General features: G+C 60.2%; 24 protein-coding genes and 2 tRNA genes. 13 read left to right on the forward strand and 13 right to left on the reverse strand.

What is annotated here, in order from left to right:
- Positions 1 to 284 (forward strand): helicase-related protein (locus VFI82_02620; protein ID HET7183549.1); only part of this gene is annotated, 284 nt, incomplete at its 5' end.
- 245 nt (positions 285 to 529) lie between these two features.
- A complete protein-coding gene (locus tag VFI82_02625) occupies positions 530 to 850 on the forward strand; it encodes a PilZ domain-containing protein (GenBank protein ID HET7183550.1) in 321 nt (106 codons plus the stop codon).
- A 45-nt stretch (positions 851 to 895) separates the two neighbouring features.
- Here VFI82_02625 and VFI82_02630 read toward each other — a convergent pair whose 3' ends face one another.
- Positions 896 to 1,882, reverse strand: coding sequence for an alpha/beta fold hydrolase (locus tag VFI82_02630; protein ID HET7183551.1), 987 nt, complete (start codon positions 1,880 to 1,882; stop codon positions 896 to 898).
- Positions 1,883 to 1,981: 99 nt separating this feature from the next.
- Here VFI82_02630 and VFI82_02635 point away from each other — a divergent pair, with 99 nt between their 5' ends.
- The 3 genes from VFI82_02635 to VFI82_02645 all read left to right on the forward strand — a co-directional run bounded on the left by VFI82_02635 (position 1,982) and on the right by VFI82_02645 (position 4,156).
- Complete coding sequence (locus VFI82_02635) at positions 1,982 to 2,179, forward strand: zinc ribbon domain-containing protein (GenBank protein HET7183552.1); 198 nt, start codon at positions 1,982 to 1,984, stop codon at positions 2,177 to 2,179.
- 165 nt (positions 2,180 to 2,344) lie between these two features.
- Complete coding sequence (locus tag VFI82_02640) at positions 2,345 to 3,046, forward strand: pirin family protein (protein ID HET7183553.1); 702 nt, start codon at positions 2,345 to 2,347, stop codon at positions 3,044 to 3,046.
- Positions 3,047 to 3,259: 213 nt separating this feature from the next.
- Complete coding sequence (locus VFI82_02645) at positions 3,260 to 4,156, forward strand: trypsin-like peptidase domain-containing protein (GenBank protein HET7183554.1); 897 nt, start codon at positions 3,260 to 3,262, stop codon at positions 4,154 to 4,156.
- A 5-nt stretch (positions 4,157 to 4,161) separates the two neighbouring features.
- On the opposite strand, the gene VFI82_02650 is transcribed toward VFI82_02645, so the two are convergent.
- The 5 genes from VFI82_02650 to VFI82_02670 all read right to left on the reverse strand — a co-directional run bounded on the left by VFI82_02650 (position 4,162) and on the right by VFI82_02670 (position 8,348).
- A complete protein-coding gene (locus tag VFI82_02650) occupies positions 4,162 to 4,635 on the reverse strand; it encodes a MarR family transcriptional regulator (GenBank protein ID HET7183555.1) in 474 nt (157 codons plus the stop codon).
- A 105-nt stretch (positions 4,636 to 4,740) separates the two neighbouring features.
- Positions 4,741 to 5,607 carry a metal ABC transporter permease gene (locus VFI82_02655; protein ID HET7183556.1) on the reverse strand — a complete coding sequence of 289 codons (867 nt, stop codon included), beginning with the start codon at positions 5,605 to 5,607 and terminating at the stop codon, positions 4,741 to 4,743.
- A 40-nt stretch (positions 5,608 to 5,647) separates the two neighbouring features.
- A complete protein-coding gene (locus VFI82_02660) occupies positions 5,648 to 6,568 on the reverse strand; it encodes a metal ABC transporter substrate-binding protein (protein ID HET7183557.1) in 921 nt (306 codons plus the stop codon).
- 54 nt (positions 6,569 to 6,622) lie between these two features.
- Positions 6,623 to 7,894, reverse strand: coding sequence for a hypothetical protein (locus VFI82_02665; GenBank protein ID HET7183558.1), 1,272 nt, complete (start codon positions 7,892 to 7,894; stop codon positions 6,623 to 6,625).
- Positions 7,895 to 7,988: 94 nt separating this feature from the next.
- Positions 7,989 to 8,348, reverse strand: coding sequence for a hypothetical protein (locus VFI82_02670; protein ID HET7183559.1), 360 nt, complete (start codon positions 8,346 to 8,348; stop codon positions 7,989 to 7,991).
- A gap of 109 nt (positions 8,349 to 8,457) precedes the next feature.
- Between VFI82_02670 and VFI82_02675 the strand changes: the two genes are divergently transcribed.
- Complete coding sequence (locus VFI82_02675) at positions 8,458 to 9,648, forward strand: aminotransferase class I/II-fold pyridoxal phosphate-dependent enzyme (protein ID HET7183560.1); 1,191 nt, start codon at positions 8,458 to 8,460, stop codon at positions 9,646 to 9,648.
- Positions 9,649 to 9,654: 6 nt separating this feature from the next.
- On the opposite strand, the gene VFI82_02680 is transcribed toward VFI82_02675, so the two are convergent.
- The gene (locus VFI82_02680) at positions 9,655 to 10,251 is read right to left on the reverse strand and encodes a UbiX family flavin prenyltransferase (GenBank protein ID HET7183561.1); all 597 of its coding nucleotides are present in this window, start codon (positions 10,249 to 10,251) and stop codon (positions 9,655 to 9,657) included.
- Positions 10,252 to 10,462: 211 nt separating this feature from the next.
- On the opposite strand from VFI82_02680, the gene VFI82_02685 reads away from it, so the two are divergent.
- Both VFI82_02685 and VFI82_02690 read left to right on the forward strand, forming a co-directional pair.
- Positions 10,463 to 11,005: a hypothetical protein gene (locus tag VFI82_02685; protein ID HET7183562.1), complete on the forward strand. Its 543-nt coding sequence runs from the start codon at positions 10,463 to 10,465 to the stop codon at positions 11,003 to 11,005.
- Positions 11,002 to 11,526, forward strand: coding sequence for a DUF4410 domain-containing protein (locus VFI82_02690; protein HET7183563.1), 525 nt, complete (start codon positions 11,002 to 11,004; stop codon positions 11,524 to 11,526). The genes VFI82_02685 and VFI82_02690 overlap by 4 nt, the downstream gene beginning before the upstream one ends.
- Before the next feature lie 659 nt (positions 11,527 to 12,185).
- Here VFI82_02690 and VFI82_02695 read toward each other — a convergent pair.
- Positions 12,186 to 12,262, reverse strand: a tRNA-Pro gene (locus VFI82_02695).
- A gap of 111 nt (positions 12,263 to 12,373) precedes the next feature.
- Here VFI82_02695 and VFI82_02700 point away from each other — a divergent pair.
- Positions 12,374 to 12,922, forward strand: coding sequence for a 2'-5' RNA ligase family protein (locus VFI82_02700; GenBank protein ID HET7183564.1), 549 nt, complete (start codon positions 12,374 to 12,376; stop codon positions 12,920 to 12,922).
- Between the two features lie 38 nt (positions 12,923 to 12,960).
- A tRNA-His gene (locus VFI82_02705) sits at positions 12,961 to 13,036 on the forward strand.
- Between the two features lie 280 nt (positions 13,037 to 13,316).
- Here the strand turns inward: VFI82_02705 and VFI82_02710 are convergent.
- On the reverse strand, positions 13,317 to 14,297 hold the full coding sequence (locus VFI82_02710; protein HET7183565.1) for a PEGA domain-containing protein: 981 nt from the start codon (positions 14,295 to 14,297) through the stop codon (positions 13,317 to 13,319).
- A 508-nt stretch (positions 14,298 to 14,805) separates the two neighbouring features.
- On the opposite strand from VFI82_02710, the gene VFI82_02715 reads away from it, so the two are divergent.
- Positions 14,806 to 16,476: an FAD-dependent oxidoreductase gene (locus VFI82_02715; GenBank protein HET7183566.1), complete on the forward strand. Its 1,671-nt coding sequence runs from the start codon at positions 14,806 to 14,808 to the stop codon at positions 16,474 to 16,476.
- Complete coding sequence (locus VFI82_02720) at positions 16,477 to 17,865, forward strand: ATP-binding protein (protein ID HET7183567.1); 1,389 nt, start codon at positions 16,477 to 16,479, stop codon at positions 17,863 to 17,865.
- Positions 17,866 to 17,969: 104 nt separating this feature from the next.
- Here the strand turns inward: VFI82_02720 and VFI82_02725 are convergent, their stop codons facing one another.
- Positions 17,970 to 19,547 (reverse strand): M28 family metallopeptidase, encoded by a 1,578-nt coding sequence (locus VFI82_02725; GenBank protein HET7183568.1) that lies wholly within the window; start codon positions 19,545 to 19,547, stop codon positions 17,970 to 17,972.
- 265 nt (positions 19,548 to 19,812) lie between these two features.
- Here VFI82_02725 and VFI82_02730 point away from each other — a divergent pair, with 265 nt between their 5' ends.
- Entirely contained in the window at positions 19,813 to 21,294 is a 1,482-nt protein-coding gene (locus VFI82_02730; protein HET7183569.1) for a carbohydrate porin, read from the forward strand.
- Between the two features lie 37 nt (positions 21,295 to 21,331).
- Here VFI82_02730 and VFI82_02735 read toward each other — a convergent pair whose 3' ends face one another.
- The 3 genes from VFI82_02735 to VFI82_02745 form a co-directional block, all read right to left on the reverse strand.
- On the reverse strand, positions 21,332 to 21,994 hold the full coding sequence (locus VFI82_02735; GenBank protein ID HET7183570.1) for a methyltransferase domain-containing protein: 663 nt from the start codon (positions 21,992 to 21,994) through the stop codon (positions 21,332 to 21,334).
- A gap of 82 nt (positions 21,995 to 22,076) precedes the next feature.
- Positions 22,077 to 23,183 (reverse strand): hypothetical protein, encoded by a 1,107-nt coding sequence (locus VFI82_02740; protein HET7183571.1) that lies wholly within the window; start codon positions 23,181 to 23,183, stop codon positions 22,077 to 22,079.
- 6 nt (positions 23,184 to 23,189) lie between these two features.
- Positions 23,190 to 24,551, reverse strand: coding sequence for a hypothetical protein (locus VFI82_02745; protein ID HET7183572.1), 1,362 nt, complete (start codon positions 24,549 to 24,551; stop codon positions 23,190 to 23,192).
- Between the last annotated feature and the right edge of the window lie 23 nt (positions 24,552 to 24,574).

Below are 24,574 nucleotides of genomic sequence, written 5' to 3' on the forward strand. Positions count from 1 at the left end.
ACATCCAGGACGTGGCGCACGTCATCAATTACGATCTGCCGACCCTGCCGGAGGATTTCATCCACCGCGTAGGTCGCACCGGACGCGCCGGCGCCCTGGGCCGGGCCTCGACATTAGTCTCGCCCGCGGAGGTGCTGGAACCGCGAAACATCGAGCGCGTGCTCAAGCTTCGCATTCAGCGCGGCGAGATCAAAGACGATATTGCAGCCGAGCGCTCTTCGCGCCCGCGCAACACGCTGCCCAGCCGCACACTGCAGCCCCTGCCCGGCGAGGTGTTCGCCTGATCCAACAGGAGATGAGATTGAAGACTACGGTTAGTTCCAATTGTGAATGCGGCCATGAAAAACGGGACCACGCTATCCCGCCTTTGGGCACCCAAGGTTATGGCGCATGCAAAGTTTGTCTTTGCAACCGCTACACCAAAGTGACCTCCGTCGGACTCGCCGCCATCAACGCCGTCAGCCACTGACGATGCGCGTATCCTACTGTGTCACTAGCCGGGGTAACCGGGCGGGAGCACAATGCAGTGGTGCCTTTCACTCCGGACCAAGAGCGTCGCAAGCACAACCGCCTTCCGCTTTCTTTTGCGTTTTTCGTGCGTGGCACCAATCACGAGGGAAAGCCCTTCCGGGAGCTGCTCACCGCGCTCAATGTAAGCTCCGGGGGAATGCTGGCGCTGGCGTCGCCCAAATTTGTTCCTGCAGGCCATGTCCAGATCGATCTTCCCGTCGGCGGCAAGGGCGAGGAACCTCGGCCGACCCATCGCGAACTATGGGCCGACGTGGTGCGCATCGAGCAGCGCTCCCGCTATAAGCTGGTGGGACTGAGGTTTCAACGCGCGCTCGTTTGACCGAACAAACATCTTTTTTCCCGAACACAGCGCCTGCCGTACAGTTCAGGCTTTCGCGAAGAACTCGACGATTTGCCGCTCCGCCCAACGTCCGTCGTCGCCATTGTCGTCGCCCACGAACGCACAGTGGCCGCCGTGCTCGGTCTCGACGAAATGCACCTTCGTATTCTCTTCCAGCGCGGTTCGCGTCTCGGGAAGAATGCGGATAAACGGGTCATCCTTGGCGTGGATCACCAGCGTCGGCACCGCTATCCGGGGCACCAGCGGAGATGCGCTGGCGCGGCGGTAGTAATCTTCCGCGCCCGAAAAACCGCAGTAGCGTGCCGTTACCTCATCATCGAAGTCACGGATGCTGCGTAACGCGCGCCAGCCCGGACGCCGATACACGCCCGGAAACAGCCGCGCCTTGCGCCCGATGCTCCGCCACAGCGACACCAGGAAACGCCACTCGTAGATCCTGTTGGACCATCGGTGCAGTTCCGCCGCGCTCGCCGCCAAATCGATTCCCGGACAAACCGCGGCGAAGGCCTTCACCTCGCGTGGCGGGCCGCTGCCCCACTCCCCGGCCAATTTCAGCACCATGTTGCCGCCCATGGAAAACCCGGCAACGGCGACGCGCGACAGTTGGTCTGCGGAAATCAGCTCGTTCACCACCGCTCCCACGTCACTGGAAATGCCCGAGTGATACAGGGTCGGCGCAAGCTGTTCGGTGCCTCCGCAACTGCGCACGTTCATCCGCACCACGTTCATGCCCGCCGCCCATGCCTTGCTTCCGGTGCCGATCACGTAATTCGAATCGCTCGATCCTTCCAGGCCATGCACGATGACGGCGGTTGTCGCCTCACCACGCTCCCGCTGCCAGTGGCACTCGCAGCGCACCTGCACGCCCTCTTCCACGGAGAACAGGCGACGCTCGGGTGGAGGCAGCAGGTTTCGCCGCGGCAAAAAATGCCCGGCGAGCGTCTGCGCATGTCCGCCCCGCAGCCAGCGCCGTGGCACAAATCGGTCGCGATCGCTGGCCTGGGATGACATTCCTGCGTTGCTGAATTTTTCCGGCGGCACTTATAATGGAATGCAGCGCACCAGCAAAAGTTTTGCGATCGCCGCCCCGTGGCGGCACGCACGGTCAATATGCCCATATTTGAGTACATCTGCAAGGACTGCAAGAAGCCGTTCGAGGCGCTGATCATTGGCTCGCGGCGGCCGGAATGTCCCGGTTGTCACGGCCAGAACCTGGCGCAACAGATTTCCGTGTTCTCCGTCGGCGCACCCCGCAGCTACACCAGCGGCAATGCCGCCCCCGCCTGCGGAGCCGGCGCTTCTACTTGAGGCCTTTCCCGCGGGCCGGGCGCCTGCTGCATGGAATAAGGCCACAAGGCCTCCCTCGCCGTTTTCCAGAATTGATCGCCCGCGTTGCGTGTCTATTAGTTTAATATTGAACTACTTCCTGAATCGCGATTCAACGTTAAAGCATCTTATCGGGCGGAGGCGCTTATGATTACGGTTCGTCCCGCATCCGAACGCGGCCACTTCGACCATGGATGGCTGAACACCTATCACACCTTTTCTTTCGCCGATTATCACGACCCGAAACATACCCATTTTCGCGCCCTGCGCGTCATCAACGAAGACACGGTCCAGCCGGGCGGAGGTTTCGGCACCCACCCGCACCGCGACATGGAGATCATCACTTACATCCTACAAGGCGGGCTCGCCCACAAGGACAGCATGGGCAATGGCTCGACCATCGTTCCCGGCGATGTGCAGCGTATGAGCGCCGGCACTGGAGTCCTGCACAGCGAGTTCAACCACTCGCCCGACGAGTTGGTCCACCTGCTGCAGATCTGGATCTTTCCCGACCAGCACGGCCTCAAGCCCAGCTACGAACAGAAGAGCTTTTCGGCCGGAGACAAGCTGAACCGTCTGCGCCTGGTCGCGTCGCCGGAGGCCAGCGACGGCTCGGTCACCATCCACTCGGACGCCCGCGTGTACGGCTCTGTGCTCGAAGCCGGAAAGAGCGTGAAGCACGAACTGGCCAAGGGCCGCGGCGCGTGGGTGCAGGTCATCCGCGGCGAGATTGAGGTGAACGGCAAGAAACTTGCAGCCGGCGATGGCGCCAGCATCGAAAATGAAAGCATGCTGGCCATTACCGGACAATCAGGAAGCTCCGAGTTCCTGCTGTTCGACCTTGCCTAATGTGAAGGGACGCTTTGAACGGCCTTTCCGATGGCGATCGTAGAGGCCGCCACGAATCCGGAACCCCGCTGCCATCATCCATAGGACATGAGCAGCCTTCACTTTGTTCGCGGAGAACACCAAACATCTTTCTCTGCTCCCCCAATTGAATCTTCGGACGCTGAACTTCTCGATGCCTACTCGCGCGCGGTTACCTCAGCGGCCGAGCGCGTCGTGCCGGCGGTCGTGCACATTACGGTGACGTCGAGGCTGCGACGGGCCGGCGCGGAGGTGGAACGCGCTGCCGGTTCGGGTTCCGGTTTCATCTTTACTCCCGACGGCCTGATCCTGACCAATAGCCATGTGGTTCACGGCGCCTCCCGCATTGAAGTACAGGTTTCCGACGGCCGGCACATGCCCGCGGTCCTGATCGGCGATGATCCCGGGACCGACCTTGCCGTGGTCCGCGTCGAAGGCACGGGGCTCCCGTTCGTGACCCTGGGAAATTCCAAGCGCCTGCAGGTCGGCCAGTTGGTGATCGCCATTGGCAGCCCTTTCGGCTTTCAACACACCGTAACGGCCGGAGTGGTAAGCGGCCTTGGACGCACTCTGCGCTCGCGTTCCGGACGGCTGATCTCCGACGTTTTGCAAACCGACGCTGCGCTCAACCCCGGTAACTCCGGGGGACCGCTGGTCAACTCACGCGGCGAAGTAGTCGGCGTGAATACGGCGACCATATTGCCGGCGCAGGGAATCTGCTTCGCCATCGGCATCAACACCGCGCAGTACGTGGCGGCGCGATTGATCCGCGATGGCCGCATCCGGCGCGCCTACATCGGCGTCGTCGGCCAGACGGTGCCGCTGGCGCGCAAACTCAGGCTGTTTCACAATGTCGAGCAGGAATCGGCCATCCTGGTGCAGTCGGTGGAAAACGGGAGCCCCGCGGAGCGCGCCGGAGTGCGCGCCGGAGACCTGCTGCTCAGCTTCGCCGGGGGCGTGCTCGCCGGCATTGACGACCTGCAGCGCGAACTTAGCGATGAACGTATTGAGCGCGCCGCGGATCTGCTGATCCTGCGCGGCGTGGAGCGTGTGCAGGCGAAGATTACGCCGGAAGAATATCGAAACGAGTAGCGTGCTCAGCGCTTCTGGTCGCCATTGCGATCCGCGGCGACGGTCGTTCCGAGTTTGCGAGCCAGCGCTGCAAGTGTCTCCTGCTCGGACGGAGTGAGCGCCGACATCAAGTCCACCATCCGCTCCAGATGCTTGGGGAACAGCTGCGCGATAAGCCTCCTTCCCTTCGCAGTAATTGCAACCAGGTAATAGCGCTTGTCGGCGGCCTGGCGGGTGCGCGTCACCAGCCCCCGCCTTTCCAGGTTTCTGACTACCATGGTCAGGTTGCCGCTGGTTTTCAGGATCTTGCGCGCCAACTCGCCGAGACACAGCGAACCGATGTGGTAAAGCGCTTCCAGCACGCCGAACTGGCTGGGAGTCAGTCCCGCAGACTCCACTTGCGACATGAGCAAGGAATCCACTGTGTCGGCGGCCCGCAGCAGCTTGACGTAAACGTTGAGCGCGCGTTCCTGCCGGGCGGTGCCATGAAAGTGTTTCATCTCAGCCTTGCGGATCGTAAGTATGGTTCAATATTAAACCATTTCACCAGGACCGCGCGAAGGGAAGCAAGGGCGTTCGTTTGGCACCTGCAGCTGAACTTGGAGTTACCTTCTCTCCTGGTACACGGTTTCTCGCTCACGCACCGGCAGGGGCACGCGACGCCAAAAGAACGTGCGCGCCAGGAACATCAGCAGCAGCACGCCGCCGAACGTGCATACGATCGTCGCGCCCGTCGGCAGGTCCATCCAGACAGAGAAGTAACAACCAAGCGCCGAAACCAGCGTGCCCATGGTCCAACCGATGGCCAGGCGCGGGCCGATGCGGTCGGCAAAAAGCATGGCGCCAACCGAGGGCACCACCAGATAACAAAAGACGAGCAGCACACCGGCGATGGCGACCGAAGAGGTGACGACAAATCCGAATGATGCGTAAAAAAGAAAATCCCACAGCCCGATCGAAATGCCGGACTGCTCCGCCAATTTCGGGTCGGTGGAGATGAGCAGGAACTTGCGCCGGAAGATGTAATGAAAAAGCCCGATGGCGCCGTAAAGTACGGCGGTCTTGATGACCTCCGGACGCGAAACGGCGAGAATGTTGCCCACCAGCATGTCCTTGAGGTGCTCTGTTTCTCCGGTCGCTTTGCTCATCGCGAGAATGGCGGCGGCGGAAGCCACGGCGTAAGTGATGCCGATGAAAGCTTCCAGCGGAATGCGTCCGCGGTGTGCGCGCACCAGTGCGAAGATGCCGGCGCCGAGGAACGTGAAGGCGAGACTGATCCAATAGGCCCCGCCGCCGTGCGGATCCATGCCGGCCAGGATTGCGATGGTGGCGCCCAGCGCGGCAATCTGCGCCAGCGCCAGGTCCACGAAGATGACTCCGCGCTCGACAACATGCACCCCAAGGTAGGCGTGAATGCCGGTCAAGATCAGGCTGGCAAGAAATGGCAAAATCAGGAACGAGAGAATCAACATCTATGGTTCACCTGTGTCGAGCATTCCGACTGGCGATCGTTTATTTTGTCGCGTTGAACGCCTTGGTCAATAACCCGATATCGTAATCGAAGAGCTTGAAATAGTTGTCGATTCCCTTTTCGCCGCCGACGGAAGGCAGCAACACCAGCACCTGCGCGCCGGTTTCGCGGCCGATGCTGTTCGGCGTCTTCAGGTCGAAGTAGGGTTCCACCAGCACTAACTTAACATTGTCGCGCTTCATCATCTGGATCAGTTCCAGCGTGTGCTGGGGCGTCGGCGGAATGCCGGGGCGGGGCTCGATGTATCCCACCACGTTGAGTCCGAAGTGCTTGGAAAAGTTCGTCCAGGAGTTGTGATAGGTGACCACCTTGCGCCCGCGAAATGGCCCCATCTGGTCGTCCCAGTTTTTCTCGGCCGCGGTAAGGCGCTTTTCGAAATCGGCCAGCCGCTGCTGGAAATAGGAACTGTCCTGGGGATCAAGTTCGCCCAGTTTGGCGGCGATCCCCTTCGCCACACGCCGGCCATTGTCGGGATTGAGCCAGTAGTGCGGGTTTCCGAGTGGGTGGACGTCGCCCATGGCGCGTGTGACTTGGCCGGTAGGAATTTCCAGTATCTCGGCAAACTGCGACGCATCGAGGTAGCCCGGTGCGCCGACTTGCACGCGAGGATTGCCGCTTTGCGTGATCAGCGGCGGCAGCCATCCGATTTCCAGTTGCAGCCCGACGCTGATCAGCAGGTCGGCATTGCGCAGCTTCAACAGAAAACTCGGCTTCGCTTCCACGAAGTGCGGGTCCTGGTAACCCTTGGCAATCGCTTCAATGTTGATGCGGTCGCCTCCGACTTCCTGCGCCAGCGCGGCAAGATCGGTGGTCGAAGTGACCACATTGAGTTTTTTCGCGAACGCCAGGGGAGCACCGAAGATCAGGACCGCCGCGATCGAAATTACAAGATAACGCTTCATTTCTTTCTCCATATATGGCAACCGGCTGCTAAGCAATCAGAGCCGGGCACTGTCTTAAAACGGGTGCGCACCGTGTGCGCCCAGTGAAAACTGCAACTGCATGAGGAACTCGTGCGCGTCCAGGTGCTCGGCATAGCGCGTCAGCCGGTACTGCCCGCGAATCTGGCTAAACTCGCTGGGCCAATAGGTAAGCACGAGCGAGGTGCCGCTGTCGGTGAGGCCATCGTTGTGGGACCGGTCGGAGCGGTCATAGCGCGCTCCGCCGAACCACCGCCTTCCGAACTGGTAATCGCCCGCGGCATACCAACCGAAGGAGCGCTGCAGCCGCGGCATCTGCTCGCGTCGGCTCCAGATGAACTCGCTGCGCCCGACGAACGAATGGTAGATAGATCTGCGCAGCGGCTTCCATCGCAGGGTAGCGTCCACGCCGTAAAGCTGGGTCAGGAAACTGCTGCCGAGATCGTTGTGACCGCGCGCGTAGGAAGCGCCAATATCGATGTTGGTCGACTCGCTGATATCGCGATAGCCGCGCAGGTGTGCGACCGCGCTCACGTCACTGCGTTTGCTCGAGGTAAACACATCCGCCGAATCGCCGCGTAACACCTGCCCGGTAGCTTCCAGGAACAGGCCCTTGGGCGCGGGCAGGATGCGCGTCAGCGACAGGCCGGCGTCATTAATGCCGTCCTCGCCACCCGCCAGGCTGTTGGTAACCAGCGGCCGGTCTATCCAGGGCAGCACGTGATTGTGCAGCGTGTTCACCTTGCCGAAGGCCGCACGCATCTTGCCGCCGCGTAACACGAATCCCGCCGGCAGCGCCGTGAACGTGATGTAGCCCTCTTCCAGGTTCACGCCTTGTTCTCCGAAGGAGATGAAGAAGTCGCCGCGGGCGTAGGGATCGACAATCGCCTGGAACCCGACTTCCGATTCATGCATCTGGAAGGCCGGCGTTTGCAGCAGCGGGTTATGTCCCATGGAACCGATGAAGTCGCCGATCACACTGATGTCTGGGTTCAGCGCCTTGGCTGCGGCCGAAGCTCCCCCATAAACAGGCAACGTAGCCGCCGGCTGTGTCCCGGCAACCTGCGCGGGCGTCTCTGCTGCCGCTCCGACCGGTGCCGCTGGCGCAGGCACCGCGGTGGCGGGCGTGGCGGCGGTCGCGGCCTGCGCTTGTTGCGCCTTCAACGTGCGCACCTGCCCTTCCAGGGCGATGATGCGTTCCTCCAACGCCTTGATGCGATCGTCCTGGCTCTGCTGCGCCGGCGCGGCCAGGGGAACTGCTATGCAAGCAAATATTAGAAGTGCAGCGCCCGATATGCGGTAACGCATGGTGAGCCTCCTCAAGTATCAGAAACGTGGCCGCCGGTCTCATGAACCGGACACAGTGCTCCGGCAGGTACCGGAAGAAAAGGGGCCTGGGAGGTTAGACCTGGGGCGGAGGCCGGGTGTAGCAGGTAAGCATTGCCGCCGACTCATAGGAGCCGGCATTTTCGGGCGGCAACGGCGTCGCGCACGTGAAGCGCGGGAGGGGCACGGCGGCAACGGCAATGATGGTTACCGGCAAGTGTGCCGCGAGGCACAACAGGCAATGATGCGGCGCCTGAGGAGCGGTCTCCAGCGGGTTCACGGGGCCGTGGACGTGGAGCGCGTCGTAGCTGCTGACGCATATCAGCAGGAGGCACACAACGGCCGCAAATCTGATCAGGCGCGCATTACGGCGTGCCTGCAGCGACAAAAACGTGGATTGTGCGATCCTCACCAGCGGTATTGTAAACCCTCTCATTCAGAAGAAGTTCCGGAGCAGGGTTGCTGGAACAGATGCGCGCCGGCGGCGAAAGTTGCGCAAACCGAGTGGCCCATGGCGCCCGGCGGATTGTGCTACGCTGCCCGGCATGGAGCCGGTTTCGAAGCGGGCGAAGCAGTTGATCAGCAGCAAGGCCGAGCGGTTTACCGAGTCGGTGATCCGCGAGATGACTCGCCAGGCGATGCTCTACGGCGCCATCAACCTCGCCCAAGGATTTCCTGATTTCGCCGCCCCCGAGGAAATCAAGCGCGCCGCCCAGGAAGCAATCGCCGCCGACATCAACCAATACGCCATCACCTGGGGCGCTAAGCCTCTGCGCGAAGCAATCGCGCGCCAGATGCAAAAATGGCAAGGGATCGCGGTTGATCCGGAACTCGAGATCACCGTCTGCTGCGGCTCGACCGAGGCCATGATTGCGGTCATGCTCGCCATCACTAATCCTGGCGATGAGGTCGTCATCTTCGAGCCCTTCTATGAAAACTACGGCCCGGACACCGTCCTCTCCGGCGCGCAGCCGCGGTTTGTGAAGCTGCATCCGCCCGTCGGCGACGGCGAGTGGCAGTTCGACGAGCGCGAACTGCGCGCGGCATTCAACGACCGCACCAAGGCGATCATCCTCAACACCCCGAACAATCCTACCGGCAAAGTGTTCACGCGGTCAGAACTGGAAGTGATCCGCGACTTGTGCCTCGAATTCGACGTGCTTGCCATTACCGACGAAATTTACGAGCACATCATTTTCGACCGCGCCGAGCACATCTCCATGGCGAGGCTGGACGGCATGCGCGATCGCACCATCACCATCAATGGCATGTCCAAAACCTACAGCGTGACGGGATGGCGCGTCGGATGGGCTGTGGCACAGCCCGTGCTGACCAATGCCATCCGGAAGGTGCACGATTTCCTGACCGTGGGAGCAGCGGCGCCGCTGCAGGCTGCCGGCGCTGTCGCGCTCAGCTTGCCCGACTTGTATTACCAGAACCTCGCGACATCCTACGGCGCTCGCCGCGACCGGCTTTTGCCGACCCTGCGACAGGCCGGCTTCAACGTCTTTGTGCCCCGCGGCGCGTACTACATCATGACGGACATCGCGCGCTTCGGTTACGACGATGACGTAAGCTTCGCCCGCCATCTGGTGAAAGATGTCGGCGTGGCCGTGGTACCGGGGTCCAGTTTCTACAGTAATCCGCGTGACGGCGCACGGCAGGTCCGCTTCGCCTTCTGCAAGCGCGATCAGACTCTCGATGCGGCTGCCGAACGGCTGCGCAAAATTGGGTAAATTGACTTAGTTAGTCGCGCGCGACTTCGGCGCCGTGTTTGTCCCATCCCAACGCCGCATCGCGTCAAGGTGAAGGTCGAACTGGTCCAGCGCCCGCATGGCGACGTGGTTGATCATCTCATCGAGGGACTGCGGCCGGTTATAGAACGCCGGCACCGGGGGAAAAATCACGACGCCCATGCGCGACAGCTTGAGCATATTCTCCAGGTGGATATCGTTCAGCGGAGACTCGCGCACCAGCAGTACCAGCTTGCGTCGTTCCTTCAGGGTCACATCGGCGGCGCGGTGCACCAGGTTGTCACCCTGACCATGCGCGATCGAAGCCAGCGTGTTCATCGTGCACGGCGCGATCACCATTCCTAACGTCACAAATGATCCACTGGAAATCGGCGCGCCCTGGTCGCCTATGGGATAGGCGTGGGTGGCCATTGCCTGCACCTGCTCGACCGTGTACTCGGTCTCTTCCGCCAATGTGCGCGCGCCCCATCGGCTGATCACGACGTGTGTGTCGACGTCGGTGCCCTGCAGCAGTTGCAGGATGCGGATGCCGAAGACGGTGCCGGTTGCGCCGGTGATGGCAACGATCAGATTGCGACGTTCCATAAGGATGATCTTTGAGTTCGCCAGTCACCGGAGCGCACTGGCCTCCAAAGACGCACCTTCATTGTATCGGTCGCCGCGTGAAATGACGAAACGCGCATTCCTTCGCGGGTGCTGGTTCGCTGAATGCGCGATTGTTCTGGCAAATGAGAGCGGTGCAGATATAATGCCCCCCACTCGTTAGGGATCAATTCATCCAGAACTGGGGTGCAGCATGTCATGCTCGGGACGGAGCGCGCCGCGAAGGTATCTGCTCACCATTTCAGTGATTGCTCTGTCGGCCGCGGCAGCGGCCCAGAGTTCGACCCAAGCACCGGCGGCGGATTCTTCGCCTCAGGTAACTCACGTACTTGGTCTGCAAGACGTCAAGCCGAGAGCCAAGGGCAAGCTGACGGTCAGCGCCAGCGGCCTGGATTTTCAAGGCGCTGCCTCGCACGCGCAGATTGCCACCAACTCCATTGAAGACATGTTCACCGGGGAGGATAGCCGCCAGACCGGCGGCAAAGGGCTGACGGTGGCCAAGATGGCCGTGCCCTATGGTGGCGGACGCGTTCTCAGCCTGTTTACGCATGAAAAAATCGACAGCCTCACGGTGGAGTATCGCGATGAAAACGGCGGCTTGCATGGTGTTCTTTTCACCATGCCGCGAGGCCAGGCGCTTGATCTTAAGAAACAGCTCGTAGCCTCGGGAGCGAAAACCAGCACACCGGTGGAAACAAACGGCGCGAAAGATGCTGCACAGAAGGAGAAAAAATGAGCCGCCCACAACCACGTGCACGTGCCCTGCTGACTGCGGCGCTGATGTTGACATGGCTGGCCGGGGTTTGCGCTTCATCACAAGAAAAGCCGGCAACAAAAACTACCGCGACGGCGACTCCGTGGGCCATCGAAGTCGAACCGGTCTCGGCTGAGGAAGGCAAACTCCCGCCTGACTTCGCCATGGCAATCTACGAGAACCTGGTGGCGGACATTGAAAAGACGAACAAGTTCCAGCAGGTATTCCGCAGTGGCGATCGCCGGGCGACCGACGTCCCCAATCTGCTGATTCTCACCACCAAGCTGGAGAAATTCCAACGAGGCAGCGAAACCAAGCGCGCCGTGACCACGGTCGGCGGCGCAACCAAGGTTTCGGTGCACGTACAACTCGCCACGCGCGACTCGCAAACCAAGCTCGACAAGACGGTACAGGGCACAGTCCGGCTGTTCGGCGGCAACCTGAATGCGACGCAGAACCTGGCCAAAAACATCGCCAACCTGGTCAATCAGTCGTCGTTCTAATCCCTGTGGCATGATCGAGAGTCGCCTTACAAACTGCACACAGCACCATAGCGGTGGCTGATTGCAGTCGATGCGCATCGCGCCCGCCTACTTCCAAAGAACACATCTGCGCACGCCCGCGCCGAAATCGTCCGATACACCATCACCTTGAGCTTGAGGAATTTCCTGGAACGACCGTGCAATTACCGCTGACGGCATGGCGGCAGCTCTTCTTTTGAGAACTCGCGCTGGTTACCTTAGTAACATGGCAGTCTCAATTTGAGTTTGTTCATCTCCGTTGTCAGAGCGCATGTTTTAAAGCACATGTTTCTCTGGCTGAAAGTTATGGCGGAATTACTGGGTCGCGCAGCACTCGAATGGCTGCAAGCGCAGCATTGGCTTTTGGAACCGATGCCACCGCCGCCCCCGCCGCTTTATCGCACCGAATCGTCGCAACCCTCAGCACTGCCCCCACGTGCGGCTGCCGAATTCGGCAGAACCGAACTGCGCTGGGACGAGGTCGACCGGAAGTGCTATGAACACAAGCTGAAGATTCGAACGTGGTACTTGGCCCATGGACTGTGGGCAGTGAAGCCAGACTAACGAGTGCCTGCCTTGTGGTTGTCGCGAAGCGCCATCGGAGGAAATGAAGAAGGAGCCCACTCGCGAGGCACATTAATTGGTCGGGGCGACAGGATTTGAACCTGTGACCCCCTGCGCCCAAGGCAGGTGCGCTACCAGGCTGCGCTACGCCCCGACTCTCTGCTGATTATAAACGTAGTGCGCGAGGCGGCTCGACACGCCGTCCGGGCTACGACATACAGTCAAACGACGGCTACTCGGACAAGGAATATAATGCTTTGCAGCCATGGCCGCTCCGCAATATGCCCTCGTCGCCTACGTGACGAGTCCGGTGGCGGGTTTTGTCGAAGGGCTGCGACGACAATTCCATCCCAGGCAGGCACACCTGCCGGCGCATGTCAGCGTTCTTCCTCCGCGCCGACTGAAGGGCACGGAAGCACAGGCGCTGGACTCGCTGGAGTCGGTCTGCAGCGCCGTGGAACCGTTTGAAATCGTGCTCGGGGAAGTAGCGACATTCGTGCCGGCGACGCCGACGGTTTTTCTGCGCGTCGCGCACGCCGCTTATCGCATGCGTGAACTTCACGACCGCCTCAATGTCGCCGCACTGCACGGCGAGGAGCAGTGGCCGTATATGCCGCACCTGACCATCTTTCGCATGGATACTGTCGAAGAAGCGCTTGCCGCGTCGGAAGAGGCCCGCCGGCGGTGGGAAGAATATCGCGAGTCTCGACGCGTGCTGATTGAGCGCGTCACATTCGTGCGCGAAGCCGGCCCCAACTGCTGGACTGATCTGGCCCCGGTGCCGCTGGGTCGGCGTCTGGCTCCCACTCGCTGATTCTGGGCCGCGTCGGCTTGCTATAATCAAAGCTTGCGGTGGGAGTAGCTCAACTGGCAGAGCACCGGACTGTGGCTCCGGACGTTGTGGGTTCGATTCCCATCTCCCACCCCAGATTTAAAACACTTATGTGTTGTTTACGTCCGATTCACGTCCATTTGCGGCAACCCCGTTCTGACAACGCCTCTATTCGCCTCACGCCGATCGTTCAACCGCTGAATCCGTATAGATTTTGGTTCGAATGTCCGCGTGCTGCCGACGGACCTGCGCTCCACGCGTCAAAAACGACAGCATCGAGCAAAGAACCCAAACCACTCCGGCTTGCCGGTTTTAGGGAGTCAAAAAGGAAATTCCGGTTCAAAGCTCGCATACACCTCACGAGCAAGGCAACCACTCAATGGTCCACTTTCTCCAGCGTTGCCTTCAGGTTGACCTCTCCTCCTGCCAGCGTCTTGATCTCACGCGACCAGTTCTTGAATCCGGCCGCTTTCACCTCGATCTTGTAGCTGCCCGGCGGCAGTGGGAGCAAGGATGGCGTCGAGCCGACGAAGTTGCCGTCGACGTATACGTCCGCGCCCGAAGGCTCCGAACCGACGCTTACCTTGGCGGGCGGCTGCGAAGTCTGGTCAACACTGGCCAGCTTGCCCTGCTCCAGCACCACCACCATCCCCGGGTACGTCAGCCAGGTCTTGGTCCCGAAGCTGGCTTCCTTCAATGGAGCGCCCAGCGAAGCGACGACTTGCTCCCGATCCATGCCCGGCCTCAAATCGGACGGCGTCGCCGGCACGGTGCGCGACGGAGTTGCTGCCGTGGCCGCTGTCTCGCTATAGCCCGGCTGGAACGATCCCTCCGGCAGCAGCCACTGGTCCAGCGTCCGGTAGACCGTGGTGATGTCACCGTGCTCCAGCACCGGCTTGGGAAAGAAAAAGTTCAGGGTAAGCCACAATTGTCCAGGCCTGGTTGCCGTGGAGATGGACGCCACGCTTACCAGCCCCAGGACGACGACGTCGTCGGCGACCGCCACCGAGTGCACGTAGAATTTCTCTCCGACACGGATCTCGTGTTCCTTCTTTCCCGCGTACAGCTTTGGTGGTTCGCCCTCACGGATGTAGACGGAAGCCGCGTCATTGTGCTCCAGCCCCCCGTACAGTCCGGCTTTGCGGATGATTACCACCCCGCCGGCCCGGCGCACTCGATCGGGGGCTCCACGCTTCGACAAAGCCGTGGTTCCCACTCGCGTCAGGCGATAACGGTCAGCCATCGTCTGCTGCAACGCCGGCCGCTGGTCCATGTTCTGCTGGGCTCCGATCGCCGGCGTGAGAACCATCATCCCCGTGCAAACCAATATGAGTGCCGCGACTGCCATTTTTCCCATTACTCCTCCGAAGGCCGCGCGATGAGTCCGCGGCTTGACCAGGCCATCGCATGGTGCACTGCCGGGATTTCAAAGAACAAGAAAAAAATTCGACCATTAAACAGATAGATTGTCCAAAATGGTTTGCTCGGTTCGGCGTAGTCGTTGCGCCGAAGTGAACGGAAAGGCCTCCACGCCTGAATCGAGAAACTCGATCTCGAACTGTCGAGCAACGGTGGGCTTCGGTTGCTGGATCAACTGATACATCCGCGGCTCGGTAACCGTGCCGTTGCCCTGGTCATCTACGTCAACCCCGTGCGCGGCGCCTGGTGGGTGTCCATCAATGAGCACGCGAAATCGCACGGAAGTAACCGGCACTGCCGGTCCCATTACGCGAGAAAGTGAAAGCGGTAGATGATGCGGGTGCCGGCGCGTGGGGCGCAATCTGCGACGTATTGCGGTCTTTTGTATCTAACTAGTCTGCGGTTGCCCTGGACCCCCGACGTCCGACACGAAAGCCGAGGCCGACATGGCGAAACCAATTTTGCTCAGTGTCGACGACGACGCAGACGTGCTGCGGTCAATTGAGCGTGATCTTCGATCGCAATACGGCGCCGAATACCGAGTGATGGGGAGCGATTCTCCCGAAGGCGCGCTGGATCTTCTCCGACAACTCAAGGTCCGGAATGACAACGTGGCCCTGCTGCTTGCCGATCAACGCATGCCGCACATGGACGGGGTCAATTTTCTGCAGGAAGCAACCCGGATTTTCCCCGATGCGAAGCGTGCGTTGTTGACCGCGTATGCCGATACCAATGCCGCGATCAGCGCGATCAATGAAGCCAATATCAGCTATTTTTTTCTCAAGCCGTGGGATCCACCGACAGAGCACCTCTATCCGCAGTTGGATGATTTGCTCGACGACTGGCAGGCTTCGTACCGGCCAACATTCGAGGGCATTCGGTTGCTGGGCACGCGATGGTCGCCACGCGCGTATGAATTACGGGATTTCCTGGCGCGCAACCATGTTCCATATCAATGGATTGACGTGGAGCTTTCCGCCAACGATCCGGAAACCAAGAGGTTGCTGGAGGCGCTCGGTCCGGAGGCGGCGAATCTGCCGGTCGTATTGTTTCCCGACGGAAGCAAGCTGCTGGAGAGCGTGCCGGCGGACGTAGCGCAAAAGATCGGATTGCGGACGCGGGCGCAGACTGACTTTTACGACTTGGCCATCGTGGGTGGAGGACCGGCCGGACTGGCCGCGGCGGTTTATGGCGCATCCGAAGGACTTCACACGGTGGTGATCGAGCGCGAAGCGCCGGGAGGACAGGCGGGAATGAGCTCGCGTATCGAAAACTACCTGGGGTTCCCGAGCGGACTCAGCGGAGGCGACTTGGCGCGTCGCGCGGTAACCCAGGCGCAGCGATTCGGGGTCGAGATTCTGTCGCCGCAGGAAGCCGTGGGCATACGCATCGAGGGACCGTACCGGATTATCAAGCTGGCGGACGGCAACGAACTCTCCTGTCACGCATTGATGATTGCTGCCGGCGTCCAGTGGCGGCGACTGGACGCTCCGGGAATTGAGCGCTTGCAGGGGGCCGGCGTTTACTACGGTGGAGGCTCAACCGAAGCGCTGTCGTGCAAGGGCGAGATTGTGTATGTGGTGGGCGGCGCGAATTCGGCGGGACAGGCCGCCATGAACTTCTCCAAGTACGCCGAACGCGTGGTCATCCTGGTGCGCGGAACGTCGCTCGCCAGCACCATGTCACAGTACCTGATCGATCAGGTCAAGGAGACATCGAACATTCGGTTGTGGACCCATGCCAGCGTGGCCGAAGTGCATGGCGACACGCACCTGGAGGAAATTTCGGTTTTGTGTTCGGACACTGGCAAAACGGAGCGTGTGCCGGCCAGCGCTATGTTCATCTTTATTGGAGCCCTGCCGCGAACCACTTGGCTGGGAGAGGTGGTAGAGCGAGACGAACGTGGCTTCATCCTGACCGGCCCCGACCTCATGCGCGACGGAGAACGTATCAAGGGATGGACCCTGGATAGGGATCCGTTCCTGCTGGAGACCAATGTGCCGGGAGTGTTTGCGGTGGGCGATGTACGCCATGGGTCGGTTAAGCGCGTGGCTTCCGGAGTGGGTGAAGGATCGGTGGCCGTGCAGTTCATCCATCAGTATTTGAGCAAGGTCTAAATGGTCACGGCATCAGAATTACTTCGCGTTCCGGCATTCGACGGACTGCCTGAGGATCAGCTTGCCTGGTTCCTCAGCCAGTCAGAGGAGCTGTATCTCAAACCCGGGGACACGTACGTGCGGCCAACCGACCCGGCGGCGGCGATGTTTGTGATTCTGGAGGGAGAACTCCAGGTGCGAGGAGATTTTGCCGGCGAGACTGTCGTGATTCCGGTCAACGCGGGCCAAGTGACCGGCGCGCTGCCGTTTTCGAGGATGACGCAGGCCAAGGTAACCGGACGCGCACTCACCGCCAGCCGCCTTTTGCGTTTTCCGTCCGCACTTTTTGCAGAACTGGTGCAGAAGATGCCGGAGTTAACCAAGCGGCTGGTCGGGGTGATGTCCGACAGGATCCGCGAAGTCACCCGCATCGAACAGCAACGCGACCGGCTGGCTGCGCTGGGTAAACTTTCGGCTGGGCTGGCGCATGAACTCAACAATCCCGCCTCCGCCGCCAAACGTGCCACCAGTCAATTACGCGACATTCTGAAACGTATCAGGGATACGAGTCACGAGTTAGGACGGCGCGAGCTGACGCCGATGCAAAAGGCGGAAATCGAAAAGTTGGAAGCTTCCCTCACCACGCGGGACGAGCCCCCGCCGGATGCCCTGACGATTAGCGACTTGGAAGAGCAGATTGAAGCGTGGTTGCACAATCACGGGCAGAACGACCTCTGGCAACTGGCGTCCGATCTGGCGCGCAGGAATATCAGGCCGGCAGTCTTGGAGTCGCTCTTTGCGACACTCGAGCCAGATACGGCGCGAGCTGCGCTGGTGAGGATTGCGGCGTCGCTGGACGTGGCGACCCTGCTGAATGAAATCGAAAGCAGCACTTCGCGGATCTCGGAGCTGGTGCAGGCGATCAAGGAATACACGTTCATGGACCAGTCGCCTCTCCAGAACGTAGACATTGTCAAAAGTCTTGAAAATACGCTTACGATTCTGAACCACAAGCTCAAACGCCGCGGCGTCGGGGTGCGGCGCGACTACGAGCAGGTTCCACTGCTGGTGAATTCGTTTGGCAGCGAGCTCAACCAGGTATGGACCAATATCATTGACAACGCCATCGACGCGATGGGGGAAAAGGGCGAGCTTCGAGTTCGGACCTGTCGAGAGGACGCTTGCGTACTCGTTGAGATCGGCGACAACGGGCCAGGAATTCCGCCCGAGATTAAGTCGCATATTTTTGAGCCTTTCTTCACCACCAAGGCAGTCGGCGAGGGCACTGGGCTGGGGCTCGATACAGTGCAGCGAATCGTAAGGAAGCACCGAGGCAACATTCAGGTCACATCAAGCCCAGGCGATACGCGATTTCAAGTCTGGCTTCCCCTGGCGGAAGCTCCCAGATAGACCGGTTGCGTATTTCGATTCGACTAAGAACAGCCAGCGAACATACGAGAGATCAAGATGGCGGGCGCAGGAGCAACACGCGTTTTCTCCCTTGAATGCAGAATTTATTTCGCAAACCTTCGGAAGAAGCTCTCCTGTTTCCATCTCGGCCGCTCGTCGGCGTTCGCCACCATGATCGTCAGGCTGCTCAGTACGTCCTCGAATTTCCCCGCCGCCTCCAGGTCCACCGGCTGATTCGTGTCATCCGAGGGCGCATGATACCGTTGTGTCAGCCACTGTTTCGCCTTGGCTGCCTCGGGCGAGTTCGGCTCAAACCCGACTTTCATTGCCAGCGACGGCACTCCCTGGCGGATAAAGCTGTACTGGTCGCTGCGGATAAAAGCATTGCGCAATGGCTCCGGATCGGGATGCACGCGCAGACCTTGCTGCTCCGCCACCTTGGTCGCCATGTCGCCGAGATCCGACTCCGCCAATCCATACACGGTCACTGACTTCATGGGAAAGATGGGCAGAAACATGTCGGTATTAAGGTCCGCGACAATATGCTTCTTCGGCACCGTCGGGTTTGCCGCAAAATAGCGCGATCCCAGCAGACCCTTTTCTTCCGCTGTTACCCACACGAACAGCAGAGACCGGCGCAGCTTGACCTTTGACAATGCGTTGGCCAGGTCGAGCAAAACCGCCGATCCCGATCCGTTGTCCATCGCGCCGTTGTAAATCTTGTCTCCGTTGATGGGCTCGCCCACGCCCAGATGATCGATATGCGCCGTGAGCACCACGTATTCGTCCTTCAACTTCGGGTCCGATCCCGGCAACTTCGCCACCAGGTTTGCCGACTCAACTTCCGCGACTGTCATCTTCGCCTTTGATTTCAGGCTGACCTGGAGCGGGAAGTGCGGCATCGGCTTGCGATCTTTTGCCAGCGCCGCGATTTCCGCAAAGGTGTGCCCGGAGCCTTCGAACAGCTTCTCGGCTCGCTCGGGATTAAAAATGACAGCAATCTTCACGCCCGCCGCGTCATTCAGAGCGGGATCTGCAAGGGCCATGCTCGGACGCGTGCGCGCCAGCCGCATCCGTGACCACGGAATGTCCATGGAGGCAGGATTCGGAATGTAGATCGTCCCCAGGGCGCCTGCGTCCATCAGCGCCTTGCGTCGTTCCGCTGTCGACTGGTAGTGCGCCGCTAATGCAGAGGACATATCCGACGTCGAGCCGGCAATCAACACCGCAACCTTGTCGCGTACGTCTTGCCCGGCGAAGTCGTCATACTTCGCCTCCGGCACCCGCAGTCCGTATCCAACGAACACCAGCGGGGCATTCACCTCGGGCGCCAGGTCCACGCTCGTGCTGAACATCGCGTCCTCTCCCAGCACCAGCGGTTCGTCCTTGCCGTTTCGCACCAGGGTGATGCTCGACTGGCTTTCATCAATCGCTTTGCTCCGCAACTTCACCGGTTGGTAATAGCCGTTGCTTCCCGCCGCCGGCAGCCCGTCCTTTTGCAACTGCTGCACGACATATGCTTCCGCCTTGCGCAGGCCTTCACTGCCGGTTTCGCGTCCTTCCATGTCATCGGCGGCAAGCACCTTTACGTAGTTCCACCAGCTTTGGCCGTCGAACTTCGGCTGAGATTGCGCTAACAACGACGAGCAAAGCAACATGACCGCGACAACGATTCGATCCATGAGTCCCCCAACGTCCGAACATGGCCGCGAATTCTCGCAGACAAGTTTCCTGCGCACAACACTCCCGAGGTCTTCGCGACGCTTGCATTTCAGCGGCAGCAAAATCCGTCCGCCTGGCTGCTTCTCGCAATCTCGAGCCTTGCGCCTCAGGTAAACTTAACAGACTTTTGACGTCCTAAAAATCCAAGGATTCTGACATCCTGCTTCTGCAATGAGGTCATCGTTTTTAGCCGAACGGCGCGGGGCCAAGCCACAAGGAGATTTCGTGCGAGTTTATGTCGTCGTCATATTTGTCGCGCTCTCCTGGCCGATGGTCGTAGCGCAAACCAACCAGAATGTTCCGCCGGGCGCTTCTGATTGGAACATTGCCCCCTCCACCTGCGCAGCTCTGGGGGACTTGTCCCCACTGCAAAACGACGACGACGAACATAAACCCGCTGCACAAGAAACCGATACAACAGCTCCAACAGATCCGCCTTCGATGTTCCCGCACTCTGACCGGAGCCGGTTTTATGTCTCCGGGCAGATGAATTTCGTCTACCAGACTAATCCGCCATTTCATGCAGCCTATACCGGCGCCAACAGTCTCTTGCCGCGCTACGAGAAAGCCATCTCTCGTGTCATGACCCTCAATACTGGTGTCGAGCTCAACCAGTCGACCGAAGTGCTGGTGGATGTAGAGGAGACCGGCGGCACCGGCATCAGTTCGGCCCTGGGGCTCGCCGGCTTCACCAACCTGGACGTGGTTCGAAACCCCGAGCTGAGCAAGGCTCCGTATCTGGCTCGCGCGGTGTTCCACAAAATCATCGCGCTCGGCAGCGAGACCGTGGAAAGCGAGCGCAATCCGCTCTCCCTGTTCACCACCTTGCCGAAGCGACGGATTGAACTTCGCATTGGCAAGTTCAGCATGGTGGATTTTTTTGATATGAATTCCGCCGCCGGCGACAGCCATTTTCAATTCCTGAACTGGACCATAGATAACAGCGGCGCCTACGACTACCCCGCCGAGACGCGCGGCTACACCTGGGGAGTAGTGGCGGATTACGAGGCGGGCAGCTGGGGGTTTCGTTTTGCCGAAGGATTACTGCCAAAGGTCGCGAATGGCGTTGATCTGTCATGGAATCTGCGGCGAGCTCACTCCGAGAATTTTGAATTCCAACTCCGGCGCGGCCTCATTCCCGCCAAAGCTGGAACCATCCGTGTGCTCGCCTATACGAATGAGGCCAACATGGGGCGGTATCGCGAGGCGGTGGATCGTTTCCTTGCCGGCATTGACCCAGTGCCTGATATCACCGCACATTCGCAGCAAGTCACGCGCAAATACGGGTTCGGCATGAACCTGGAGCAGGAGGTCGCCGCCGGACTGACGGCATTTGCGCGCTTCGGATGGAATAATGGAAAGACCGAATCGTACGCATACACCGAAGTGGACTTGACGGTGCTTGGCGGGTTCCGCCTGGATGGCGAACGCTGGCGTCGCAAGTACGACCGGATGGGCCTGGCTTTTGTCAGCAACGGCATTGCGCGCGACCACCAGCGCTACCTCGCCCTTGGCGGACTCGGCTTCTTATTGGGCGATGGCGGCCTGAATTACGGCCGAGAAAGCATTGTCGAGAGCTTCTACACGGCTCACCTCTGGCGCGGAGTTTACGCCGGGATCGACCTACAACACATCAACAACCCCGGCTACAACCGCGATCGTGGACCCGTGATTGTGCCCGGGTTGCGACTCCACCTGGAGTTTTAGTGTCAGAGTGTCGGGCTGGGAGCCGCAAGGACACGATTTATTTCTTAAATGCCTCGACGTACAGGGACCGCGGCAAGCCTTCACGGTCGCCAGGATCGTAGGATAAAACCTTGTCGCCGTAGAGGACGCTTTGTCCTTCCGCCGTTTCGGTCACCTCGGCAAAGCCGGCACGACGCAGCATTTCCTGCATGTGGGTAAAGTCAAACGCGCTGCGATGCTGGCCATCGCAGAAAATGAAGTTCACGAAACGCCCGCCCAGGGAATCGTATGGCCGCGGGAACTGCGCGCTGAACCAGTTGACCTCGCGGCGGTTGTAGGCCTCAATCGCGGTGCGCAAGCTGGGCACGATGATGCGCATGCCGCCGCCGGAACGAAGCACGCGATAACACTCCGCCAGCAGCCGTGCTAATTCGTCGGGGAAGAAATGCTCCAGCACGTGAGTGGTATAGATGGAAGCAACGCTGCCGTCGGGATAAGGAAGCCCGTTGCGCACGTCAAGCCAGAGATCGATTTTGTGCCCCGGGTTGGCGTCCACGTTGACGAACCCGGGAAGATAATTTGGCCCGCATCCAAGATGAAGATGGACCGGGCGGCCATTGGTGCCGCGGATTCGGGATAGCGTTCGCCGAAGGTAATAGTTCGGCAACGTGGCCTTGGAGAGGCCGAGGAAATACAGATCCTTATAACGCTGGTGAATCAAGATTGTCTCAACCCAAGTTGCTGCGAATCATAGCATGGCAAATCTGGTCAGCTCTGCAAGGAAACCAGCAGGTACCCGTGAGCTAACGCAGCAGGCCGTGGAAAGTCGCCATGGCTTTGCGCACATTCATCGCCGAAGCCGCGCCCAGGATCGCGCTCACCGTCGCGTAGAGCGGAAAAGCAGGGATCAACGCCTCAGCCTGTTTCGAGAACTCCCGGATACCGAGGGGCACCAGCGGCAAAACGAAACGCGGATACTCGGCCTTCAGCCAGTGCGGTGAATTGTACGCCAGGAGAAATACCGCATAGCCGATTCCGAAGCCCCACTCGACCGGAAAATCCCGCCGCTGCTCTTTACCATTCTTGATCATGAGGACGAGTGTCGCGATCGTGAACAAAACCCAAATGGCCGTCCAAACAATGTTGGTCACAGGTTGCGCAGATAAGTATTCGCGGATGCCTTGCGCGAGGGGAAGCAACGGCAGCGTGATGGGCGACGCTGCTTTCCAATCGAACCGCGAGTAGGAATGCCAGTGCATGAGCGGATCGTGGTAAATCACGTACTGCGGAATCATGTAACCGACTGCCATGACGAATCCGATCGCGGTGCAAGCCGCTGCTGTTCTCCACTGCCTTCGCCAGAGCAGGGTGGCGCCGATGGCGAGCAGCGCGATGAAGCCCGGCGCCGGTCGGACAATCGTTGCCATGGCGGCGAAAAGGCTCGCCCGGTACCAACGCTCCAGCCGCGCTTCGTGGAACGCGGCAAAAACCAGTGCCACTGCCAGGGTATCCGAGCCTCCCAGCATGGAGCCTTTGATCCAGCAAAAATTAGCGGCTGTGAACCACACCGCAACTGCCATTCCCCACAACCGTTGGCAAAGAAGCACGGCGGCAACCGAGCTCGCGATTGAGACGATCACCAGCGACAATTCGTCGGGCAGTCGAAACAGGGCGCTCACGCAGGCGATGGCGTAGGAGTAACCCCAGAATACCCTCGGTTGAACGTGGGAAAAATCGTGCGTGCGCAGAGCGCGCGCGATCGCCAGGTAGTCGAAATTGTCCGCGTATCCCGCGGCGCGAATCAGAAACGGCGTCAGCAGCGAGAGCACAATCGCGAACAGTCCGAACGAGTAGACCGCGGCTGCCAGCGGGGCCCAGTCACTCGGCTTGTACTGAAACCTACGCAACATAGTGCATTACTTCGGGCGCTGCCACACGCATGTACTCTCGCCGGCGTCGCGAAATCGTATCCATGACGGCGCGATCTGCGAACACTTCGCTCCGGCTTGCAAGAAATAATCGACCCGATAGGTCAACGGCTCCGTCGCCGTCCACCGCCGCGCCTCCAGCCTTCGCGTATCGGTTTCGCCGGTCGGCATAACATGCTGGCGCGCAAAGTCAGCCCAGTACACCTTGTTGTGCGTGAAGATGGGCAAAATTTCCATCACCGGGGAAGAAGCCATCACTACTGAACCAGGCGGTGTGCTCTCTTGCAGCCACTCTAGAGTGTGAGGCATGCGCCAGTCCGGAGCCCAAGCTGCCTCGTCCGCGCCGACGATGCTCCGCAGCCGCAGATAGTCGACCACTTGCTCCGACGCCCCAAATCCGATCACCAGGGCGAAAATTGACGCCACCAGGACCTTCTTAGGCCTGAACTGCGCAAGCACCGCAGCCGCCATGATCGCCCACAGCGGGTTCAACGCGTCGACGAAGTGGTACGCCTGAATTTGCCGGTTCGTGATCAGGTTCTGCAGCAGCAACGGCACACTCGCCACGAAAAATGCAAACGGAAACAGGAAAACCTTGGCCCGCCGACGCAGCCGCCATGCCACTACGGCGCCGGCTGCACATAGCGCCAAGTGCGGGGCGATGCCGAACTCCAGATGCCGCCCAGGCAACATCGTCAAAGTCGGAGCACGGTGAAGCGTCTCCTGGACCAGCGGGTTCGCTCCCGTGCGCACGGAGCTCGCCAGCATCGGCAAGGCAAGGACCAGACTCACGCCGGCCATGACCAACAAACAGCTTCGACGCTCTGCCCGGCTTAGTATTGCCAACCCAATCACTCCCGCCCAGAGCACACTCCAGTAAAAGATCGGCAGGTAAAATACCGCTCCCACCGCAAGCCCTGCCGTCACCGCCCGAAAATGATTTGGACGATTCCAACAGAGGGCCACCAGGCCAAGGACTGCGACGAAAACGGCCGTGTGGAACCCGGCGCTGAGAAACCTCGTGTAGCGCAGGAACGCAGGAAGTCCAGCGCGGTGGAAGTGCAGCATGCCCATCGAGGGGCCAAGCACCGTCAGAACTCCGGCGAGCGCAGCCATGACCGGTGTGAGATCCAAAGCCAGGCTGACCCAAGCCACTCCCAGGAAAATAGCCGCCGGCTGCAAAACACGGAACGCCGCAGCAATTTCCACGATGTTTAGTCGCAAAATTCGGCCGGCGATTGCCACCGCCCTCTCCGACAGTTCCGGCAGATACTTGGGTGCGGCATCGTATCCCGCGATGTACGGATTCCCGAGCGGGTCACCGCGCATCGCGGCGGAGGTGCGCACCATGTAAATGGTTTCGTCTGGACGGA

The organism is Terriglobales bacterium (assembly GCA_035691485.1).
Taxonomy (GTDB): Bacteria; Acidobacteriota; Terriglobia; order Terriglobales; family Acidobacteriaceae; genus JAIQGF01.

Coding starts and splice junctions, on each gene's coding strand:
- VFI82_02745 (HET7183572.1), bottom strand. CDS start 24,551: ATGGTGCGCACCTCCGCCGCGATGCGCGGTGACCCGCTCGGGAATCCG.
- VFI82_02680 (HET7183561.1), bottom strand. CDS start 10,251: ATGGAACGTCGCAATCTGATCGTTGCCATCACCGGCGCAACCGGCACC.
- VFI82_02675 (HET7183560.1), top strand. CDS start 8,458: ATGGAGCCGGTTTCGAAGCGGGCGAAGCAGTTGATCAGCAGCAAGGCC.
- VFI82_02720 (HET7183567.1), top strand. CDS start 16,477: ATGGTCACGGCATCAGAATTACTTCGCGTTCCGGCATTCGACGGACTG.
- VFI82_02690 (HET7183563.1), top strand. CDS start 11,002: ATGAGCCGCCCACAACCACGTGCACGTGCCCTGCTGACTGCGGCGCTG.
- VFI82_02725 (HET7183568.1), bottom strand. CDS start 19,547: ATGGATCGAATCGTTGTCGCGGTCATGTTGCTTTGCTCGTCGTTGTTA.
- VFI82_02670 (HET7183559.1), bottom strand. CDS start 8,348: ATGAGAGGGTTTACAATACCGCTGGTGAGGATCGCACAATCCACGTTT.
- VFI82_02650 (HET7183555.1), bottom strand. CDS start 4,635: ATGAAACACTTTCATGGCACCGCCCGGCAGGAACGCGCGCTCAACGTT.
- VFI82_02740 (HET7183571.1), bottom strand. CDS start 23,183: ATGTTGCGTAGGTTTCAGTACAAGCCGAGTGACTGGGCCCCGCTGGCA.
- VFI82_02655 (HET7183556.1), bottom strand. CDS start 5,607: ATGTTGATTCTCTCGTTCCTGATTTTGCCATTTCTTGCCAGCCTGATC.
- VFI82_02715 (HET7183566.1), top strand. CDS start 14,806: ATGGCGAAACCAATTTTGCTCAGTGTCGACGACGACGCAGACGTGCTG.
- VFI82_02665 (HET7183558.1), bottom strand. CDS start 7,894: ATGCGTTACCGCATATCGGGCGCTGCACTTCTAATATTTGCTTGCATA.
- VFI82_02700 (HET7183564.1), top strand. CDS start 12,374: ATGGCCGCTCCGCAATATGCCCTCGTCGCCTACGTGACGAGTCCGGTG.
- VFI82_02710 (HET7183565.1), bottom strand. CDS start 14,297: ATGGGAAAAATGGCAGTCGCGGCACTCATATTGGTTTGCACGGGGATG.
- VFI82_02660 (HET7183557.1), bottom strand. CDS start 6,568: ATGAAGCGTTATCTTGTAATTTCGATCGCGGCGGTCCTGATCTTCGGT.
- VFI82_02635 (HET7183552.1), top strand. CDS start 1,982: ATGCCCATATTTGAGTACATCTGCAAGGACTGCAAGAAGCCGTTCGAG.
- VFI82_02630 (HET7183551.1), bottom strand. CDS start 1,882: ATGTCATCCCAGGCCAGCGATCGCGACCGATTTGTGCCACGGCGCTGG.
- VFI82_02685 (HET7183562.1), top strand. CDS start 10,463: ATGTCATGCTCGGGACGGAGCGCGCCGCGAAGGTATCTGCTCACCATT.
- VFI82_02640 (HET7183553.1), top strand. CDS start 2,345: ATGATTACGGTTCGTCCCGCATCCGAACGCGGCCACTTCGACCATGGA.